This window comes from Bacillus cereus group sp. Bc031, assembly GCF_027716265.1.
GTDB lineage: Bacteria > Bacillota > Bacilli > Bacillales > Bacillaceae_G > Bacillus_A > Bacillus_A paranthracis.
Map to the genome: position 1 here is coordinate 55,843 of NZ_JAQFUL010000018.1, position 18,365 is coordinate 74,207.

Consider the following 18,365-nt stretch of genomic DNA (forward strand, 5'->3'; position numbering starts at 1 on the left):
AATTCTACTGCTTAATTTGAAATGAACGGACACTTCCCTACATATCTATCACTATTAATTTGTTTTATAACAAACGGTGCAATATCGCCATTTTGTATTTTAATTCCTGGCATATCAACTAAACTCTCTTTTATACTTCCAATACCATTTCCCTCTATAACAAATGGTAATCTAACAATTGTCCAATCTACCTCACTATTTTGGATAATTTGTAATTCTTTATATTTATCTTGCATCATTTTTGGTAAAAACAATTTAAACAAAGTAGCTCCTATTTTATTTACAATTCCCTTCTGATCTCCCGTAACATTTAAAGAACCTCCGGAAATTAGAATATATCTTTTTATTTTAGACTCCTTCATCGCTTCTAAAATATGCTTCGTTACTGTACTAAAAATGTAAGATTCATTTTTCGGTTGACCTACTGCATTAATTACAGCACTACAACCTTGAAGTAAGTCTTGTATCGTTGAAAAGTTACGTGCATCCCCAATAATAGTCTCTATATTTTCATTTATTTTCTCTGTATTTGTAGAGTTTCTCGTTAATATTTTTACTTGATATCCCTTTTCTAACGCTTCATTTACAAGAATTTTTCCAGCTTTTCCGTTTGCACCCAAAATAGCTATTTTATTTGTACTTTCCAATATTAACCCCTCTTACTATCTATGATTTACTACATTAATCTCATATACACGTAAAAAAGCAATTAAATGCTCACACGCTCGTTCACATGCTAACATTTTAAAGATTTTTTGTTCCTCTTTCGTTTTATCATTTGCTTGATCTGAAGCAGCTTTTAAACATAAAAAAGGTTTTTTATTGATTTGACATACATAAGCAAAAGCTGCCACTTCTTGATCAACTGCCAATGCCCCATATACAGTATGGAGTAAATATCTCATTTCCGAACTACGGATACGTTGATCTCCAGATAAAAATGTCCCGAAATGAATCGGATCATACGATCGTATTTTTTTTATTCTTCTTACAAGTGATTTTGTTGTTTCAATAGGTGCTGTTCTACCATTATATAAGTTAAAAACATCTTCACCCGAACCAGCAGCAGTGACATCGTGTTGTATTGCGTTCAGTGCCACTACAATATGACCATTTTTCACCTTATTTGATAAACTCCCGCATATCCCTGTCATAAACAACTCATCCGGCTGAAACTCACTAATTAATAATTGTACACAACTAGCACAACTTACCTTCCCAACACCAGTTATAACTGAAATAATTTCCAGATCATTTATAGTATGAAAATGAAATTCCCAAGCGGCTTTTTTTTCAATGCGTTCACTTGGATAAGATTGATGCAAATACGTAAGTTCAGGTTCCCAAGCGGCTACGATTGCAATACGTTTCATTACAAACTTCACTTCCCTCACTGTCATTTAAATAATTTATCTATGCTTTCTCTTTTATAATCTGGAATCCACTCTTTATATTTCTCATATAAATTTCGTATTGTTTCTTTATTCTTCGAAATTACTTCACTTCCTCTATCATCATGCATAAACATGATAATATCTTTTGTTGCATTTATGAGAAATACATCTGGATAAGAAATTTCTTTTTTTGCGTCCTAAACGGGGATAAAGACCTGGTAAATCTTCATGATTCGCCGCTTTAATAAATCATTTATACTTTATATCACCAGCGAAATATTTTAATGAAAATTGATATGTACAATACAAGTCAGTTTCTTCATCTTCAAATAAAAAAGTGTGGATTTTTTACATTTCCCTTTTTAAGTCAATAAACATTTGCTATTAAAAACACTTTATCTTCTTTTGAAAATATATCTTCAAATAAGTGTTTAATATATGTATGGTACTAATGTAACCCCAGTAAATATTTCATTCATATATTCTTTTAACTGTATTTTATATTCTTTCTACTCTACAATTTCTTTTAACTGCCAATATGCATCTTCTAGCCAAGGGTGTAAAACTTTCAACGTGTCTTTTCTATCCCACAAATATGAAATATATGCAAAAGCTGCATGTTCTAAAGATTTTTCTAACCCCTTTTTTACTTCTACTAAGTATGGTGGTGTCCCATTTTGATCCCATTCTATTTTATCAGCAACAAATAACACTAAATCCATCTTCGTTGCATGTTTACGCAGTGTCGTATGGCAACAAATTGCATTTAAAGTCTCTTCATCATGCACTTTAAATATCTCTTTTGCGAGTACTCTAGAAAGTTTTTGATGAATAATCATTGGAAATTTTCGTTCTTCTTCTAATATCTCTATTCCGAATTCTTCAGCAACTACAATCCGTACTTCATTTGGAAAAATTGCACTAATATCATGTAAATATCCCGCAATTGTTGCCTTTTCTTCATTTACATGATACATAACCGCAATTTTACGAGACTCATTTGCCACTCGAATTGAATGTTTATATGTAACTTCTTTATTGTATTTTAATAGAAAAGCTTTTATATCAGTTTCAATCTTTCCAGTTGGAGTAAATGAATATATATCCTTATATAACATCGTAGTATGTCCCCTTCTTCCTAACTTTCAATATAACGTTGTATTTAAATATCTTTTTTATTTGTATTCGTTATAAATGTTGTAATCCCTTTTTTAATACGTTACATGAAATTTTATACAGAATCATCGCTACAAGTACATAAATGTTTGATATTATAGTAATGTTAATGATTTGTAAGGAAAGGAACTACATAATGAATAAAAATATATTAATTATTGATGACGATAAAGAAATTGTTGAATTACTTGCTGTTTATTTACGAAATGAAGGCTATAACATTTATAAAGCATATGATGGCGATGAAGCATTACAAATGATTTCTACATATGAAGTTGACCTTATGATTTTGGATATTATGATGCCAAAACGAAATGGATTGGAAGTTTGCCAAGAAGTTCGTGAAAATAATACTGTACCTATTCTTATGCTGAGTGCAAAAGCAGAAGATATGGATAAAATATTAGGACTTATGACAGGCGCTGATGATTATATGATTAAACCATTTAATCCATTAGAATTAGTAGCTAGAGTGAAAGCTTTGCTACGACGATCATCTTTCCAAAATGCCACTTCCCAAAAGAATGAAGATGGTATGATTCGCATTCGTTCTGCTGAAATACACAAACATAATCATACCGTGAAAGTAAATGGCGAATATATTAAGCTTACATCTATTGAATTTGATATTTTATATTTACTTGCGAGTAATACAGGAAGAGTATTTAGTTCTGAAGAAATATTTGAACGTGTTTGGAATGAAGATGGTTATGGTTCAAATAAAACTGTAATGGTCCACATTAGTAATTTACGAGATAAGCTTGAAACAGGAATGAACGGAGAAAAATTTATTCATACCGTTTGGGGAGTAGGCTATAAAATTGAGAAATGAAGCATTTGATATATTAAAAGATATCCCGAAATGGAAACTTATTTTTTGGCTCTTATTAGCTATTACACTCACTCCTATTACTGAATTAATTATATATCGCCTCGTTACGAGTGTAATTGAGAGTTCGCTTACGTTAAGCGAACTTGGTAAAGAATTCATTAGAATTTTTGGTTATGAAAAATATAAAGGAATAAAAGAATCTCTATGGATGATGATTGTCTCTTATTTATTTTTATTTTCTATTTTCTCATCCTACCTATACATTTTTTATCGTCATGAAAGAAAGCTTTACTATGAAACTTGTATAAAAAAAATGATAGAAGAGATTCGCTATATTGCAAATGGAAACTTCAATCATAAAGTTTCTATCGTAAACCATAATTATCTAGAAGAGTTAGCAAGCGGGGTTAATCAAATTGTTGAACAATTGAAAGTCTCGATTGATGAAGAAAGACAGGCAGAACAAGCAAAAAGCGAACTTATTACAAATGTATCGCATGATTTACGTACTCCACTTACCTCTATAGTTGGATACGTGAATTTAATCCACCATGATAATTATAGAGATGAAGTAGAATTACGGCATTATATACAAGTCATTTACGATAAAGTAACTCGTCTTAATGCATTAATGAATGATTTGTTTGAATATACACGTGTTCAAAATAAAGAATTAAGTTTATATTCTGTCCCTATTGATATTGTAGAACTTCTCGGACAATTAACCGTTCAATTTCGAATACAGCTTCAAGAGGCTAATATTGATTGTCGCCCCTTTTTCCCATCAAAGAAGTTAATGGTATTAGCTGATGGAGACAAATTAGTACGCGTATTTGAAAATCTAATTATTAATGCTATCGCTTACGGTAACGATGGTGATTATATTGATATTACTGCCTATGAAAGTAATAATATGATTGCAATCGATATAACCAATTACGGCCAACCTATTCCAAGTACCGATTTACCTCATATTTTCGAACGTTTTTATCGCGTTGAGAAATCGCGCTCTACAAACACTGGTGGATCTGGACTCGGATTGGCAATTGCAAAGAGTATTGTCGAATTGCATAAAGGAACAATTGAAGTGTATAGTGATGACAAAAAAACAACATTCACTGTAAAACTACAACCATATAAATGTTAATACAGCTTAATTTTAGGTCCAATTTCTTACGATATAAGAAATTGGACCTTTTATTTTCCAGTAACATCCAAAATTTAATAATCCTTTATAATTCTTTAGAAATTCTTTACCTTTTCTTTCTTCCTAATTAAGCATTCCTTTTTACAATATTATTATCGATGTCATAATAGGAGGATCGCTTATGCAATTCTTAAAAAAATTCACAATTTTATTATTATCTTTTGTTATTACTGCACTTATCGTTTTATATTTTTATCTTTATGTAAATGGCCCAATTATTCAAGCTAAATCAGCTATTTTAATAGATGCTCATTCAGGTGAAGTTGTTTATACAAAAAATGAAGAAACTCCTATACAATCGGCTACTTTATCTAAATTAATGACTGAATATATCACACTGGAACAACTAAATGAAGGAACTATACAGTTAGATGAAGTAGTACAAATAAGTAACGAAGTTTTCCGAGCAGAAACGAGTCCTATACAAGTAACTTCGAAAGATAAAACGACGGTTCGTGATTTACTACATGCATTGTTACTAACAGGCAATAATCGTTCCGCACTTGCCCTTGCAGAACATATCGCTGGAAACGAAGATAAATTCACACAGTTAATGAATGAAAAAGCAAAACACCTAAAGTTATCACAATCATCTCCGTTTCTAAACGCTACTGGAATGAATAACGATACAAATAAACTTTCAACTACAACAGCAATTGAAGTTGCTAAACTAGCAACACAATTAGTAACAGACTTTCCAGATGTACTGAACGTTACAAAACTAACCTCTTACCAGTTCACCTTCAAAGATACGAAAGTTTTCAACACCAATAAAATGATATATTCCCTTAATAAAAACATTAAACACCAAGGTGTTGATAGCTTACAAACTAGTTTTTCAACTAATGGTAATTATAGTTTTGTCAGTACAGCAAAACGAGGAGATACTAGACTTATTTCAGTAATATTAGACGCCGAAAATGAAAACAGCACTTTTATTGAAACAAAAAAGTTACTTCAGTACGGCTTTGATCCTTCTTCATACTCTGCACTCCAAGCTTTTAAAGATGCTGTTACATCTTGGGCAGTTTTGCTTCAGTTTAAAAATTTGATTATACAAACATTGTTGATTTTCTTCATTATAACAATTTTAATGTTCTTACATATACGTCAAAGAAAATCCGAGGATTTCAACTAGGAAATCTTCTTATATATAAAAAACGGCTTGCATTTACAGTGCAAGCCGTTTTCTAAATCTATAGTCCTCTCCCAATTAAATTCGCTGAAACAGGCTACAACTTCTTTCCTTGAAATACTTTTGAATACATTTTAAAATCATCAACTTGTACATATTCCTCTATACATTTAACCATGAACGATCACTTCTCTCCGATAAAGTTCTTCTTCAATTTGATTAATTATTTCATCTATAGATAAAGCTCCATCCAAAACAATATCTGAATTTGGCTTTACAGTATGAAGCGCCTCCAAATAGGCTTTTCTAGCATATGTTATATAATGCTTTAAATCATTATGTATTTCACTCATTGCATCTTCTTTAAAATCTCGCAAAATTCTTCTAGCCATCGCAATATCTAAAGGTGTATCGATAAATATGGTTACATCAATGAATTGTCGCATTTCACTATTTAAGTATGCAAAAGGATAATCTAAAATAATATAATCTACATTACTATCTCGTATAAGATGCTGAATATCCTTAATTAATGGTGTGAGTACCCATTCATTATAATTTGCTCCATCATCAATCCATTTACAAATATCTGCAGGACAATTATCAAAGGTGTAGCTATCAAAATATAGTGCTTTTGAATTCATTAACTTATGAGTTAACCCTTCTGTAACAGTAGTTTTACCTCCTCCTGAAACAGCTGCAATTGTAATGATTTTCGTCTTTTTATTCATCATTTTCCCCCAATCCCCTTTTAATTAACATAATTATAGAAAACAATTATATTTTAGCTCTCCATTCATATTCTAACATACTCATTTCCCATAAATTCCAATACGTTTCCCCTACTTTTTTTGAATCCCTTAATAAACCTTCTTTTACAAATCCTATTTTTTCATAACAAGAAATGGCGGACGTATTAAAATCATAAACACCAAGTGTTACTCTATGTAGTTTTAATTCTTCAAATGCAATATGAAGTACTGCTTTCATCATATGTTTCCCTATAGAACGTCCTCGCATTTTCGTATCACCAACTAGTACTTTTCCAATTCTTGCAGATTTATTTATATTGTCTATTTGTCCAAGTGAAATATGACCAATTACTTCTTTGCTCTCTTCATCTATTACTTTGAATGCAAGTGTATTTGTACTTTCTATATATTGTTCTAATTGTTGATCATTTAAAGGATATGTAAATGCATTTCCTGACCATTGTATTAAAAATTCTTCGGAATCAATCCAATTTATTAATTGTTTGAAATCGGATCTTTTTAAGGATTCTAATTTAATCAACTCCATTCTCCTTTCATACACCATTCTATATATCCTCAAACTTATTTCTATATATAGAATATATTCTCCTTTTATACGAAATGAAAATAAAGCCATTCATAAGAATGGCTTTACAAAAAACATAACCTAATTATGCTATGTTTCCTATGTTAACAATGGTTCAATCGCTTCAATTTTACAAACTGAAATAATTACTGTAACTACGCCAGCACTATTAGCAAGCTTTACAACATCACAAGTAACTGAAGAAACAGTTCCTGCATAATTATTAGTTCCTGTTGTAATACGCACTGATCTGTTTACTAACTTTCTCAGCTCATCTCTAATTCCTTGTACACAGCAACAGTCACATGCCTTATTTTGCTCTTCATGTTCTTTTTTACACTCTTCAAAAACATCCCAACAATCATCCTGTTTGCCTGAACACTGTTTACATGAACACTTTTTTCTAGAATTACTATAACGAGATCCCAAAATCTCACCCCCTAGTCATTTCTATTAATATAGTATGTCCACTAGCTTCAAAGTGTATGAGGCAAAAACATAGAAAAGAAAAAACAAACTTTTGTACTAAATCTTTTTATTTTAATTAAAAACTAATCCATTACCGTTTCTACCTTTAATTTAAACCCTTCATTTATGTACAATTCCCAAAAAAATCTCTTTAGTAATTGTATTTAAAAATTTTAAACTGGCCTCCAATAATTTGACTCCAGTATGTATCTATAGAAAATATGAGTTAAAGCTATTTTTTTAGAAAGATCTATCAAATTACTATTTAAATCTACTTCAAAACTTTCTTTCTATTACCAAAAAATATTCTATCTATTTGTTGTAATTTTTCCGCATTTACCGTTTCAAAAGTTATCCTATTTACATTTACTATTATTAATAAGTAGCATAGGAGGTGTAAATAGAATGTCTTGTATTGTTACAGGTTTAATACAGCCTCTTTGTTTAACGCTTGTTTATAATGTTTCATCGGGTATACTAATATCTTCTACTGTTGATTGTGGAAGTTGTACTCTAGAAACAGAATTCGATTATACTAGTAAGAATCTAGTTATTAGAGTGCCATTTACTGGTGAAGGTACTCTTATATTCAATGACAAATTCCAGGCAAGTTGCGTTACAACGAATTTAACTCAACCTTAGTCCAAGTAATTTTTCAGAGGAAATAGAAGTATAACTTCTACTTCCTCTCTCACCCTCCTAAATTAATAAACAAAACCTAAACTTTTTTTCCATATTAAATTTACAATTTAAAACATGTTGTACAATATTTTTTATTTCTACACTTTAACCTAATTTATTAACTCTTCCCCAAAATCGAACCCCCCTACATTTCATTTCCTATTAATAGAAAAGGAGGTTAAAATACAATGCCTTGTGTTTTACCAGGATTAACTCAGCCAGTTTGCTTAACCATTGTTTACAATATTTTATCTGGCACACTAATATCTTCTTCGATCAATTACGGCGAATGTGAACAGGAAATTGGATTTGATTATATGAGTAAGAACCTAACAATTAAAATGCCATTCACCGTTGAAGGCTCAATTACATTTAATGATAAGTTTTTAGCTAGTTGCATTACAACGAACATAACTCAACCTTAATTAGATTTATAAATTTTTAAGAGAAGTGGAATTCCCTTTATATTAGTCATTTTAGACATACAAAATACTTAAAAAGTTAGATATATAAACCGTCTCATTGTTTAACTTCCATCTTCCGTTTCCTCACTTTTCCACCTTAATATTTCCACTCTTCTTTTTATCTTCTACTCTTCACTTATATTAGTAAATACAAAAATGAGCTCTAATTAAATAGAGCTCATTCCGAGTTTTATAATTTACTAGACTGCAACCCCTGAATAAACGGAACTACCTCAGGATTCACAAGTGACGATAAATCACCTAATTCTTTCCCTAAATAAGCAGCTTTAATGACACGTCGCATTACTTTAGAATTACGCGTTTTCGGTAAATCTTCTACAATGTGAATATCTTTTGGACATAATGCTTTTCCAATATGAGAGTTTACTAAACTCATTAATTCTTTCTTTAATTCACCTGAGAATGTTACATTGTCTCTTAATACTACAAAACAATGACAAACTTCACCTTTTACATCATCTGGTACACCAATCGCAGCAGCTTCTATGACATCATTATGCTTCACAAGAATAGATTCATATTCAGCAGGTCCAATGCGTTTTCCAGCAATGTTTAGCGTATCATCTGAGCGTCCTGTAATAATATATTGTTCACCATCATAAACAACCCAGTCACCATGAACCCACTTATTTTCAAAACGTGACCAATATGTGTTCACATAACGCTCATCATCTTCCCAGAAACTTTTCGTCATACCAACCCAAGGTTTCTCTAAACATAATTCTCCAACTTCATCACGAATCGGATTGCCCTGATCATCGAGCACAACCGCTGCCATTCCTGGTAAAGAAGCGTTAAAGCTAATCGGTGCAATTGGTTTAATAAGGACGTTTCCGAAAATCCCACCAGAAATTTCAGTCCCGCCTGAATAGTTACAAATTGGTACATTACTTTTTCCAACCGTTTCAAATAGCCACATCCAAGGATCTGGATTCCAAGGCTCACCTGTTGAGGCGAATACTTCTAAACTCTTAAGCGAATGTTTATTTACATACTCATCACCTTTTGCCATTAACGCACGAATTAATGTTGGTGATATACCGAGATGTGTAATTTTATATTTATCAACTGTCTCCCATAAACGATCTGCCTCTGGGAAGTCCGGAACACCTTCATACATAACCATCGTTGCTCCATTAATAAGAGAACCGAATAGTAAAAATGGTCCCATCATCCATCCCATATCTGTTACCCATAATACGCGGTCACCTTGTTTAATATTCATTCCGAACCCCGCATCAAAAGCTGCCTTTAAGGGAAATCCAGCATGAGTATGTACTGTCCCTTTCGGTTTTCCAGTTGTACCTGATGTATAAATGAGCATTAATGGATCATCACTATGCATTTCTTCAGCATGTACAAATGGCTTTTCTTTTTCTAACGTACTCCATGAGAAATCATAATTATGCGGTGTAAAATCATTTCCTGCATGACGCACGATAACAACTTTTTCAACAGTTGGACAATGCTCACAAGCCTTATCTACTTCGTCTTTTAATGAAACAACTTTACCTCGGCGTGAAAAACCATCTGCAGTAATAATCATTTTAGATCCTGCCGCTTGCACGCGTGTCATGACTGCATCAGACGCAAATCCTGAGAATATTGGTGAAATAATTGCTCCGATTTTCATTACAGCTAGCATCGCAACAACTGTTTCTGGAATCATTGGCATATAAATTGTGACACGGTCACCTTTTTCAATACCCGCATGTTTCAAACCGTTTGCAACGCGACTTACCCAGCTATCAAGCTCTTCATATGTAAATGATTTTGAAGTTCCATTTTCCCCTTCATACTGAAGTGCTGGTTGTGTTCTTGTTTCATCGTCTGCAAGCCAGCGTGATAAAACCGATTCTACAACATTACATGTTCCGCCATTATACCACTGTGCAAACGGCGTACCATTTTCTAAATCTAGCACTTCTGTATAAGGTTTCATCCATTGATAGCCAACTGCTTTCTCAGCTTCTCCCCAAAACCAAGCTGTTTCTTCGATTGACTTTTTATAAAACGTTTCATAATCTTCATAGCCCAATGATTTCATCCAACCATATAAACGCGTTTTTTCTTTATACTCTTCTGTTGGAAACCAAACTGCTTGTTTCAATGTTTTCCCCTCCTTGACTTTTTGAGCAAGAAAGCCCTAAATAGGGCTTTTAAACTGGATAAACCGGATGTTTACGATCCGTAAATACTTGATATTTACTCATATACATTTCGAATCGTCCTTTTAACTCTTCTCTTAAATTGTTTGGATGAACAATACCATCAATGACCATCTCTGATGCTAAATGGTAAATATCAATATCCTTCTTATACTCTTCGCGTTTTTCAGCAATGAAGCTATCACGCTCTTCTTCTGGTAAAGCTGCAATCTTATTTGCATATACAGCATTGACTGCGGCTTCTGGACCCATTACCGCAATAGAAGCTGTCGGTAATGCTAGGCAGCAATCTGGCTCAAAGGCTGGACCTGCCATCGCATATAAACCAGCACCATATGCTTTACGAACAACGATAGAAATTTTCGGTACAGTTGCTTCACTCATTGCGGAAATCATTTTTGCACCGTGACGAATAATACCAGCACGTTCTACTTTTGTACCAATCATAAATCCAGGTACATCTGCAAGGAACAATAACGGAATATGATATGCATCGCATAAATTAATAAACTTCGCTGCTTTATCAGCTGAATCGTGGAATAATACGCCGCCTTTCATTCGCGGTTGATTTGCAATAATACCTACTGGCTTACCATCAATACGTGCTAAACCTGTAATGAGTTCTTGAGCAAATAATTTTTTCACTTCATAGAAAGAACCTTCATCAATAACTCTATTAATAAGATCTTTCATATTGAAAGGAGCATTTTGATTTTCTGGAATGATTTCTTCTAACGTTTTATCGAATTGTTTCGGTTCTTGAGGTGTAACCAATGGAGTCTTTTCTAAGTAGTTATTTGGAAAATATGAAATGTATTGTCTTGCTTGTGTAATCGCATCTTCTTCTGTCTTACATAAAACATCTCCGCATCCTGATACAGAGCAATGCATACGAGCTCCGCCCATCTCTTCTAAAGTTACCTTCTCACCGATAACCATCTCAGCCATACGAGGAGATCCTAAATACATAGATGCATTTCCTTCTACCATCATTACAACGTCACAAAAGGCTGGAATATAAGCACCACCAGCTGCAGAAGGTCCAAATAATAAGCATACTTGCGGGACTTTACCTGATAATTTCACTTGATTATAGAAGATTCTTCCTGCCCCGCGGCGCCCTGGGAACATTTCAACTTGATCAGTAATACGCGCCCCAGCAGAGTCAACTAAATAAAATAACGGAACACGTAATTTTTCTGCCGTTTCTTGAATACGTAAAATCTTTTCAACTGTACGTGCGCCCCATGAACCAGCCTTTACCGTAGAATCATTTGCCATTACGCATGCAGTACGACCATGTATTTTACCCGTTGCAGTTATAACACCATCAGCAGGTAATCCTGTTTGTTCACAATTTGCAAATAATGCATCTTCTACATATTCACCATTATCAAATAAAAGAGCTAAGCGATCTCGAACGAATAGTTTACCTTTCGCTTTGTTTTGTTCATGATATTTTGGTGCGCCGCCTTGTTTAATCGTTTCAACTCGTTCTTCAAATGTATTCGATTGTTCTTTTTGATCTATCATATTTACTCCCCCTTATACATTGGTGTGCGTTTTTCCTTGAATGCCTGTAATCCTTCTAATCTATCTTTCGTATGGATTACACCTTCATACGCTTGTTTTTCCATTTGTAATCCGGTATGTAAATCAACTTGAATACCGTTTGAAATTGCTTCTTTCGCTAATCGAACAGCAATAGGACCATTACTAGCAATTTTCTCTGCTATTTCAATCGCTTTCTCTTCAAGTAAATGAGGTGGTACAACAAATTCTACTAGACCATATTCTTTTGCTTCTTGTGCTGAAATACGTCTACCTGTATAAATTAATTCTTTCGCTCTACCAACACCAATTAATCTTGGCAAACGCTGCGTACCACCTGCTCCTGGTATAATTGCAAGTGTAGTTTCAGTAAGACCAAGACTTGCAGATTCAGCCGCAATTCTAAAATCACAAGCTAAACTTAATTCCGTACCACCACCAAGTGCGATTCCATTTATAGCAGCAATAACTGGCTGTGGTAATTGTTCAACCATTTCCATAGTAGTGCGAATCATACTAACAGCATGGCGAACTTGTTCTTCATTCATGCCAGCACGTTCTTTTAAATCAGCACCAGCACAAAACGCTTTTTCACCAGCACCTGTTAGAATAACTACACGAGTATTTGACTCTTCATTTATTTGAGTTAAAATGTTTTGTAACTCTTCTAATAAAGCTAAAGATAATGAGTTTGCTTGTCTTTCACGATCTAAGGAAATCTTTACAACGTGCGGTGTTACATAATCAACTGAAATGTTTTGTAATTGTAGCATCTTCTCACCTACTTATCGTTTTATGTTGAAGCGCTCTATACACATGACTCGGTAATTGGATATTTAATTTACTCTGAATAAATTGACTCGCTCTCAATAACTTCTCTTCATCAATATTCGTTTGGACACCTAACTTATGGAGCATATGAACTAAGTCATCAGTTGCAACATTACCTGATGCTCCTGGTGCATATGGACATCCCCCAAGGCCACCACAAGAACTATCAAATGTTGTAATACCATATTCTAAAGACTTTACTACATTCGCAAGAGCCATTCCGTACGTATTATGGAAGTGCATTGCAAACTGCGAACCATCATATTTCTTTAATAAATGCTCTAATACTCGCTCTACTTGTAGTGGATTTGCTACTCCGATTGTGTCACCAAGAGACACTTCATAAATGCCGTATGAAAATAGTTGATCACATAATTCGTCAACTGCTATGACGCTTATATCCCCTTCATAAGGACATCCAAATACAGTAGAAACATAGCCTCTTACTTTTTTCCCTTCGAATAATGCCTGTTTTGTTATATCTTCAATTACAACTAATGCTTCTTTAATTGATTTATTAATATTACTTTTATTATGAGATTCACTTGCTGATAAAAAAACATTCACCTCATCTACATTTTGCAAAAAAGCTCGTTCCAAACCATTTTGATTTGGAACAAGCGCTGCATATGTAACATTTGGGTCCCTTTTCAGCTCTGAAAACACATCATTTGCATCTGCTAATGCAGGGACCCATTTAGGGTGAACGAATGAGGAAACTTCAACGTACGATAATCCCGCCTCTGTAAGTAGTTGGATCCATTTTACTTTATCTTTTGTGCCAACAATCTTTTTTTCATTTTGTAAGCCATCACGTGGCCCGACTTCTTTAATGAAAGCAAAATTAGGTAGTTTCAATTCGCTTCCCCCTATATCTCCCTATTCAATTTCTAGTAATACATCTCCTTCATTTACAAAATCGCCTTCTTGCACATTAATTTTCATAACTGTGCCAGCTTCTTCTGAAACGATTGGAATTTCCATTTTCATAGATTCCAAAATGACGACATCTTGCTCTTCCTCTACTGTATCTCCTACTCCTACAACAATCTTCCATACATTTCCTGCCATCGATGCATATACTTTCGTCATCATTTTTTCCCCCTTAGTATTGTTAAATCTTATTTTTTAACAAGTTGTTTCGTTACAAAACCCGTTGTATAAATACCACTTTTGAACACATCATCTTCCAATACTTGAAGCAGCATTGGCGTGTTCGTTTTAATACCTTCTACTTTTAATTCTTCTAGAGCATCATGTAATTTCGAAATTGCTTCTTCACGCGTTTCACCATGAGCAATGACTTTCGCAATCATTGGATCATAGAAAGGTGTAATCGTTACTTGATTCTCCAAAAAGTGATCAATACGTACATTTGTCGGAAGCGTTAAATTTGTAATTTTCCCAGGTGATGGGAAGAAAGTTTTCGGATCTTCTGCATAAATACGTGCCTCAATGGCATGACCACTACGTTTTACATCATCTTGTGTAAACGATAATTTTTCACCACATGCAATTAGAAGTTGTTGTTCTACAAGATCTAAACCAGTAATTTCTTCTGTAACTGGATGCTCTACTTGTAATCTCGTATTCATCTCTAAGAAATAGAAGTTCTTCTGATCATCTACTAGAAACTCAACTGTACCAGCATTTGTATACCCTAGAGCTTTGGCAGCTTGTACAGCAACTTCACCCATCGCTTTTCGTGTACCTTCATCTAAAAATGGTGAAGGTGCTTCTTCAATTACTTTCTGATTTCGGCGCTGTACTGAACATTCACGCTCCCATAAATACACTGTGTTACCATGTGTATCTGCTAAAAGCTGAATTTCAATATGATGTGCATCTGCAATATAGCGCTCTAAATACATTTCTCCGTTACCGAAGAAGTTTTGTGCTCTCGTTTTGTTGCTTTCAAATGCTTTGGTGAGCGTTTGCTCAGTTTCCATCAACTGCATTCCAATGCCTCCGCCGCCTGCGGATGCCTTCAACATTAATGGGTAACCAATTTGTTTAGCAATTTCAATTGCTTCTTCAGCAGTTTCAATATTTGTAGTAATACCCGGAACTACTGGCACATCTGCAGCTTGCATCGCAATACGTGATTCGATTTTACTTCCCATCTTCGTAATGATTTCTTCTGATGGACCGATAAATACGATTCCTTCTTCTTTACAACGAACCGGAAAAGATGGATTCTCAGATAATAATCCATACCCCGGGTGGATTGCTTCAGCATTTGTCTTCTTAGCTATTTCAAAAATTTTTTCAAGGTTTAAATAGCTTTCTTGGACACGTGGCCCACCTACTAAGTAAGCTTCATTTGCCATTTTTACATGCAAGGCATTTTCATCTGCCTCAGAATAAATAGCAACAGTGCGAATGCCAAGTTTTTGACAAGTTTTCATAATACGAACTGCGATTTCCCCGCGATTAGCAATTAATATTTTTTGAAACATAGTGATTCCTCCTTTTTATCTACATCCTAAATGTCTAGCAATTACGAGACGTTGAATTTCAGAAGTTCCTTCACCAATTTCTAATAGTTTTGCATCACGAATATGTCGTTCTACTTCATATTCACGCATATAGCCATATCCGCCGTGAATTTGTACTGCTTGATTTGCAATACGGCTTGCTGCTTCAGATGCGAAAAGTTTTGCCATAGCCGCTTCTTTACCGAAAGGTTTATCGTTATCTTTTAACCAAGCTGCTTTATGTACTAAATTACGCGCTAGCTCTACTTCAGTTGCCATATCAGCTAATTTAAATTGAATCGCTTGGAAATTAGAAATTGATTTTCCAAATTGTTGACGTTCTTTCGCATATTGCAATGCACGTTCAAATGCAGATTGTGCAATACCAACAGCTAATGCTGCGATTGAAATACGTCCTCCATCAAGTGTATATAAGAATTGTTTAAATCCTTTATTTACATCACCAAGTATATTTTCTTTCGGTACACGTACACCATCAAGTACGATTTCACAAGTATTAGAAGCACGTACGCCCATCTTATCGTAAGGGCTTGAAATCGTTAACCCTTCACTAGTAGTCGGTACGATAAATGCAGAAATACGTTTTCTACCATTCTCTTCAACACCGTTGACAGCGGTTACAATAATTGTATTTGCATACTCTGCATTTGTAATCCAACACTTCTCACCACTAATAACATACTCGTCTCCGTCTAATATAGCTTTCGTTTGTGTGCCACCTGCATCAGATCCAGCATTCGGCTCAGTTAATCCGAAAGCACCTAAAGTTTTGCCTGATGCCATTGGAACTAAATATTTCTGTTTTTGTTCTTCTGTACCGAAATAATAAATTGGAGAAGCACCTAATGAAATTGTTGCAGCGTAACTTAATCCTGTCCCACCACAAGCACGACCAATTTCTTCAACTGCTAACGCGTACGATACTGTATCGCCACCTGAACCTCCATACTCTTCTGGGAATGGGATGCCTAATAATCCTAGTTCGCCCATTTTTTGAAATGTTTCATATGGAAACTCTGCAGTTTTGTCATAATACACAGCTTTCGGTGCGATTTCCTTTTCAGCAAAGTCACGTACCATTTCTTTAATCATTTGTTTTTCGCGAGTTAGAGTAAATTCCATTCCGCTACACACCCCTTATCGAATATTGAGTTTCGACAGCGTGCGAGTTTCTACTACAAACATTACGAATGAAAAGACAAGAACATTAGTTAGATAATTGTTATAATTCTGTCATAATTTAATTTTAAAACAGATTCTGTACTAATGCACAAAAAAATTCCTACATTGTTCTACAACAACATAGGAGTTTTCTTGTCGAATTATGTAATTTTATGTTTAATAATCTCTACCTTTACCTGAATCTGAAATCTCTACTAAAGCTTCAGGATATGGTTCGAAATATGTTTGTCTTAATAAATACTTTTCATCAAATCGAAGAGCCCATGATTTTAAAATTGCAAGTAAGCTACTAAGCGGAATTTTCTTTTCTATATACTTTTGTATTAAATTTAAAAAATGATCTTTTTCTTGTTTTTTCAGCTTTGTTTTAAAGTATCCAAAAATATGCTCACATACATTTACATTTGATGTATAGCGGGGTGTGCGCATAAATAATTCATATAAAGTCTTCTCATAATTTTCAAATACAACTTCAATCTTTTCATTTTTGTGATTTGCAATTATACGCCCTAATTCCTTTTGTTTCACCTGATTATATGCCATAAATAAATATTTATTATCCGACTGAAACGATACAAGATCTTTCATATTTTTATTATGTTTAATCATCTTGTAATATGCGATTGTAAATAGCCTTGTAAAGAAATGCTCTCTAATAATAAAATTCGACAATCTGCCTTCCTCTTCAATAGGAAGATGCGAAAATTTTTTTATTACTGCTCCGCCAAATAAGCCTGGTCCCTTTCCTTTTGCTGGCGCTTTTTCAAAACTAGAATAAATTTTCACATCACGCGTACCACAACTTGGTGAACGATTCTTTAAAATAAAACCATCCACATCCGATATCATTTGTAAAAAGTCATTTGAAAACTGCTCCATTTTTTCAGTTACATCTTCTCGTGTTGACGGTTGCACAAGTCTATTCTCACCATTTTCTTCTACAATTCGTATCGTTTCACGAGGAGTCCCTAATCCAATCTCGACTTCTGGCCAAACAGGTATAAATGTAACAAATGGCTGCAAATTTCGTATTGTTACATCCGGAATCATCTCTCCATTATAACGACAAGCATCAAACTCTAAACATTTACTTACAACGATTGTAGGTTTTGCAAATTGTCGCATTTCATTACCTCCTTAATGCTAGTCCGTATAATATAAATTGTACTAAGATTAACATTTTAAGCAAAGTTTGATTCCTTTAATTTTATAATTGCAAATATAGCAAATGATATATTTGCAATCATTCAACTCTATTTTCTATAAATGCGCCCTCTATAATGACGGTTTAAATACTGTGAAACGAATAATATACACATACTCTGGAGAAATTAACACGTAAGAAAGACCTGCGGTAGTATGTCAACTGAAAAACAACAGAATTTTTAGTTATCAAAGTACTATTTATTTAAAAAAGAC

At 33.8% G+C, this 18,365-nt stretch carries 18 protein-coding genes and 2 pseudogenes; 4 read left to right on the forward strand and 16 right to left on the reverse strand.

Translation table 11 applies throughout. The features are described from left to right. Positions 1 to 11 precede the first annotated feature (11 nt). The 4 genes and pseudogenes from PDQ33_RS09840 to yqeK form a co-directional block, all read right to left on the reverse strand. Entirely contained in the window at positions 12 to 647 is a 636-nt protein-coding gene (locus PDQ33_RS09840) for an SDR family oxidoreductase (RefSeq protein ID WP_000446321.1), read from the reverse strand. Between the two features lie 15 nt (positions 648 to 662). Further along, positions 663 to 1,400, reverse strand: a complete 738-nt coding sequence (locus PDQ33_RS09845) for a phosphorylase family protein (protein ID WP_000218296.1) — start codon at positions 1,398 to 1,400, stop codon at positions 663 to 665. Further along, positions 1,397 to 1,891, reverse strand: a pseudogene (locus tag PDQ33_RS09850) (DUF3885 domain-containing protein). Before PDQ33_RS09850 ends, PDQ33_RS09845 begins: the two are co-directional and overlap by 4 nt. A 12-nt stretch (positions 1,892 to 1,903) precedes the next feature. Next, positions 1,904 to 2,512: a bis(5'-nucleosyl)-tetraphosphatase (symmetrical) YqeK gene (yqeK, locus tag PDQ33_RS09855; RefSeq protein ID WP_000965871.1), complete on the reverse strand. Its 609-nt coding sequence runs from the start codon at positions 2,510 to 2,512 to the stop codon at positions 1,904 to 1,906. A 194-nt stretch (positions 2,513 to 2,706) separates the two neighbouring features. On the opposite strand from yqeK, the gene PDQ33_RS09860 reads away from it, so the two are divergent. The 3 genes from PDQ33_RS09860 to PDQ33_RS09870 all read left to right on the forward strand — a co-directional run bounded on the left by PDQ33_RS09860 (position 2,707) and on the right by PDQ33_RS09870 (position 5,747). After that, positions 2,707 to 3,402, forward strand: a complete 696-nt coding sequence (locus PDQ33_RS09860; RefSeq protein WP_001038815.1) for a response regulator transcription factor — start codon at positions 2,707 to 2,709, stop codon at positions 3,400 to 3,402. Continuing rightward, entirely contained in the window at positions 3,392 to 4,549 is a 1,158-nt protein-coding gene (locus PDQ33_RS09865; RefSeq protein WP_001243301.1) for a sensor histidine kinase, read from the forward strand. Before PDQ33_RS09860 ends, PDQ33_RS09865 begins: the two co-directional genes overlap by 11 nt. Before the next feature lie 181 nt (positions 4,550 to 4,730). Then, on the forward strand, positions 4,731 to 5,747 hold the full coding sequence (locus PDQ33_RS09870) for a D-alanyl-D-alanine carboxypeptidase family protein (protein ID WP_270394049.1): 1,017 nt from the start codon (positions 4,731 to 4,733) through the stop codon (positions 5,745 to 5,747). Positions 5,748 to 5,847: 100 nt separating this feature from the next. Here the strand turns inward: PDQ33_RS09870 and PDQ33_RS09875 are convergent. The 4 genes and pseudogenes from PDQ33_RS09875 to exsK all read right to left on the reverse strand — a co-directional run. Further along, a pseudogene (locus tag PDQ33_RS09875) lies at positions 5,848 to 5,922 on the reverse strand (alpha/beta hydrolase); the annotation flags it as partial. Beyond that, positions 5,915 to 6,475, reverse strand: coding sequence for a hypothetical protein (locus tag PDQ33_RS09880; protein WP_002163645.1), 561 nt, complete (start codon positions 6,473 to 6,475; stop codon positions 5,915 to 5,917). The gene PDQ33_RS09880 and the pseudogene PDQ33_RS09875, both read right to left, overlap by 8 nt. A gap of 46 nt (positions 6,476 to 6,521) precedes the next feature. Then, the gene (locus PDQ33_RS09885) at positions 6,522 to 7,061 is read right to left on the reverse strand and encodes a GNAT family N-acetyltransferase (RefSeq protein WP_002163646.1); all 540 of its coding nucleotides are present in this window, start codon (positions 7,059 to 7,061) and stop codon (positions 6,522 to 6,524) included. Positions 7,062 to 7,181: 120 nt separating this feature from the next. Beyond that, positions 7,182 to 7,511: an exosporium protein ExsK gene (gene exsK / locus PDQ33_RS09890; protein ID WP_000535712.1), complete on the reverse strand. Its 330-nt coding sequence runs from the start codon at positions 7,509 to 7,511 to the stop codon at positions 7,182 to 7,184. A 908-nt stretch (positions 7,512 to 8,419) separates the two neighbouring features. Here exsK and PDQ33_RS09895 point away from each other — a divergent pair. Further along, positions 8,420 to 8,656 (forward strand): hypothetical protein, encoded by a 237-nt coding sequence (locus PDQ33_RS09895; RefSeq protein ID WP_270755443.1) that lies wholly within the window; start codon positions 8,420 to 8,422, stop codon positions 8,654 to 8,656. 229 nt (positions 8,657 to 8,885) lie between these two features. Here PDQ33_RS09895 and PDQ33_RS09900 read toward each other — a convergent pair whose 3' ends face one another. The 8 genes from PDQ33_RS09900 to PDQ33_RS09935 all read right to left on the reverse strand — a co-directional run bounded on the left by PDQ33_RS09900 (position 8,886) and on the right by PDQ33_RS09935 (position 18,071). After that, entirely contained in the window at positions 8,886 to 10,826 is a 1,941-nt protein-coding gene (locus tag PDQ33_RS09900) for an AMP-binding protein (RefSeq protein ID WP_000806465.1), read from the reverse strand. A 49-nt stretch (positions 10,827 to 10,875) separates the two neighbouring features. Further along, the gene (locus tag PDQ33_RS09905) at positions 10,876 to 12,417 is read right to left on the reverse strand and encodes an acyl-CoA carboxylase subunit beta (protein WP_000566937.1); all 1,542 of its coding nucleotides are present in this window, start codon (positions 12,415 to 12,417) and stop codon (positions 10,876 to 10,878) included. Between the two features lie 2 nt (positions 12,418 to 12,419). After that, complete coding sequence (locus PDQ33_RS09910) at positions 12,420 to 13,208, reverse strand: enoyl-CoA hydratase (protein ID WP_000939789.1); 789 nt, start codon at positions 13,206 to 13,208, stop codon at positions 12,420 to 12,422. A 4-nt stretch (positions 13,209 to 13,212) separates the two neighbouring features. After that, positions 13,213 to 14,124, reverse strand: coding sequence for a hydroxymethylglutaryl-CoA lyase (gene mvaB, locus PDQ33_RS09915; protein ID WP_061130504.1), 912 nt, complete (start codon positions 14,122 to 14,124; stop codon positions 13,213 to 13,215). A 21-nt stretch (positions 14,125 to 14,145) separates the two neighbouring features. Further along, positions 14,146 to 14,361 carry an acetyl-CoA carboxylase biotin carboxyl carrier protein subunit gene (locus tag PDQ33_RS09920; protein ID WP_001985297.1) on the reverse strand — a complete coding sequence of 72 codons (216 nt, stop codon included), beginning with the start codon at positions 14,359 to 14,361 and terminating at the stop codon, positions 14,146 to 14,148. A 26-nt stretch (positions 14,362 to 14,387) separates the two neighbouring features. Beyond that, positions 14,388 to 15,725, reverse strand: a complete 1,338-nt coding sequence (locus PDQ33_RS09925; RefSeq protein WP_270394050.1) for an acetyl-CoA carboxylase biotin carboxylase subunit — start codon at positions 15,723 to 15,725, stop codon at positions 14,388 to 14,390. A gap of 15 nt (positions 15,726 to 15,740) precedes the next feature. Beyond that, positions 15,741 to 16,886: an acyl-CoA dehydrogenase gene (locus PDQ33_RS09930; protein ID WP_000397274.1), complete on the reverse strand. Its 1,146-nt coding sequence runs from the start codon at positions 16,884 to 16,886 to the stop codon at positions 15,741 to 15,743. Positions 16,887 to 17,102: 216 nt separating this feature from the next. Next, positions 17,103 to 18,071, reverse strand: coding sequence for a YbgA family protein (locus PDQ33_RS09935; RefSeq protein WP_270755436.1), 969 nt, complete (start codon positions 18,069 to 18,071; stop codon positions 17,103 to 17,105). Between the last annotated feature and the right edge of the window lie 294 nt (positions 18,072 to 18,365).

Coding starts and splice junctions, on each gene's coding strand:
- PDQ33_RS09910 (WP_000939789.1), bottom strand. CDS start 13,208: ATGCTACAATTACAAAACATTTCAGTTGATTATGTAACACCGCACGTT.
- PDQ33_RS09920 (WP_001985297.1), bottom strand. CDS start 14,361: ATGATGACGAAAGTATATGCATCGATGGCAGGAAATGTATGGAAGATT.
- PDQ33_RS09935 (WP_270755436.1), bottom strand. CDS start 18,071: ATGCGACAATTTGCAAAACCTACAATCGTTGTAAGTAAATGTTTAGAG.
- PDQ33_RS09870 (WP_270394049.1), top strand. CDS start 4,731: ATGCAATTCTTAAAAAAATTCACAATTTTATTATTATCTTTTGTTATT.
- PDQ33_RS09895 (WP_270755443.1), top strand. CDS start 8,420: ATGCCTTGTGTTTTACCAGGATTAACTCAGCCAGTTTGCTTAACCATT.
- PDQ33_RS09880 (WP_002163645.1), bottom strand. CDS start 6,475: ATGAATAAAAAGACGAAAATCATTACAATTGCAGCTGTTTCAGGAGGA.
- PDQ33_RS09925 (WP_270394050.1), bottom strand. CDS start 15,725: ATGTTTCAAAAAATATTAATTGCTAATCGCGGGGAAATCGCAGTTCGT.
- PDQ33_RS09860 (WP_001038815.1), top strand. CDS start 2,707: ATGAATAAAAATATATTAATTATTGATGACGATAAAGAAATTGTTGAA.
- PDQ33_RS09905 (WP_000566937.1), bottom strand. CDS start 12,417: ATGATAGATCAAAAAGAACAATCGAATACATTTGAAGAACGAGTTGAA.
- yqeK (WP_000965871.1), bottom strand. CDS start 2,512: ATGTTATATAAGGATATATATTCATTTACTCCAACTGGAAAGATTGAA.
- PDQ33_RS09845 (WP_000218296.1), bottom strand. CDS start 1,400: ATGACAGTGAGGGAAGTGAAGTTTGTAATGAAACGTATTGCAATCGTA.
- PDQ33_RS09930 (WP_000397274.1), bottom strand. CDS start 16,886: ATGGAATTTACTCTAACTCGCGAAAAACAAATGATTAAAGAAATGGTA.
- PDQ33_RS09885 (WP_002163646.1), bottom strand. CDS start 7,061: ATGGTGTATGAAAGGAGAATGGAGTTGATTAAATTAGAATCCTTAAAA.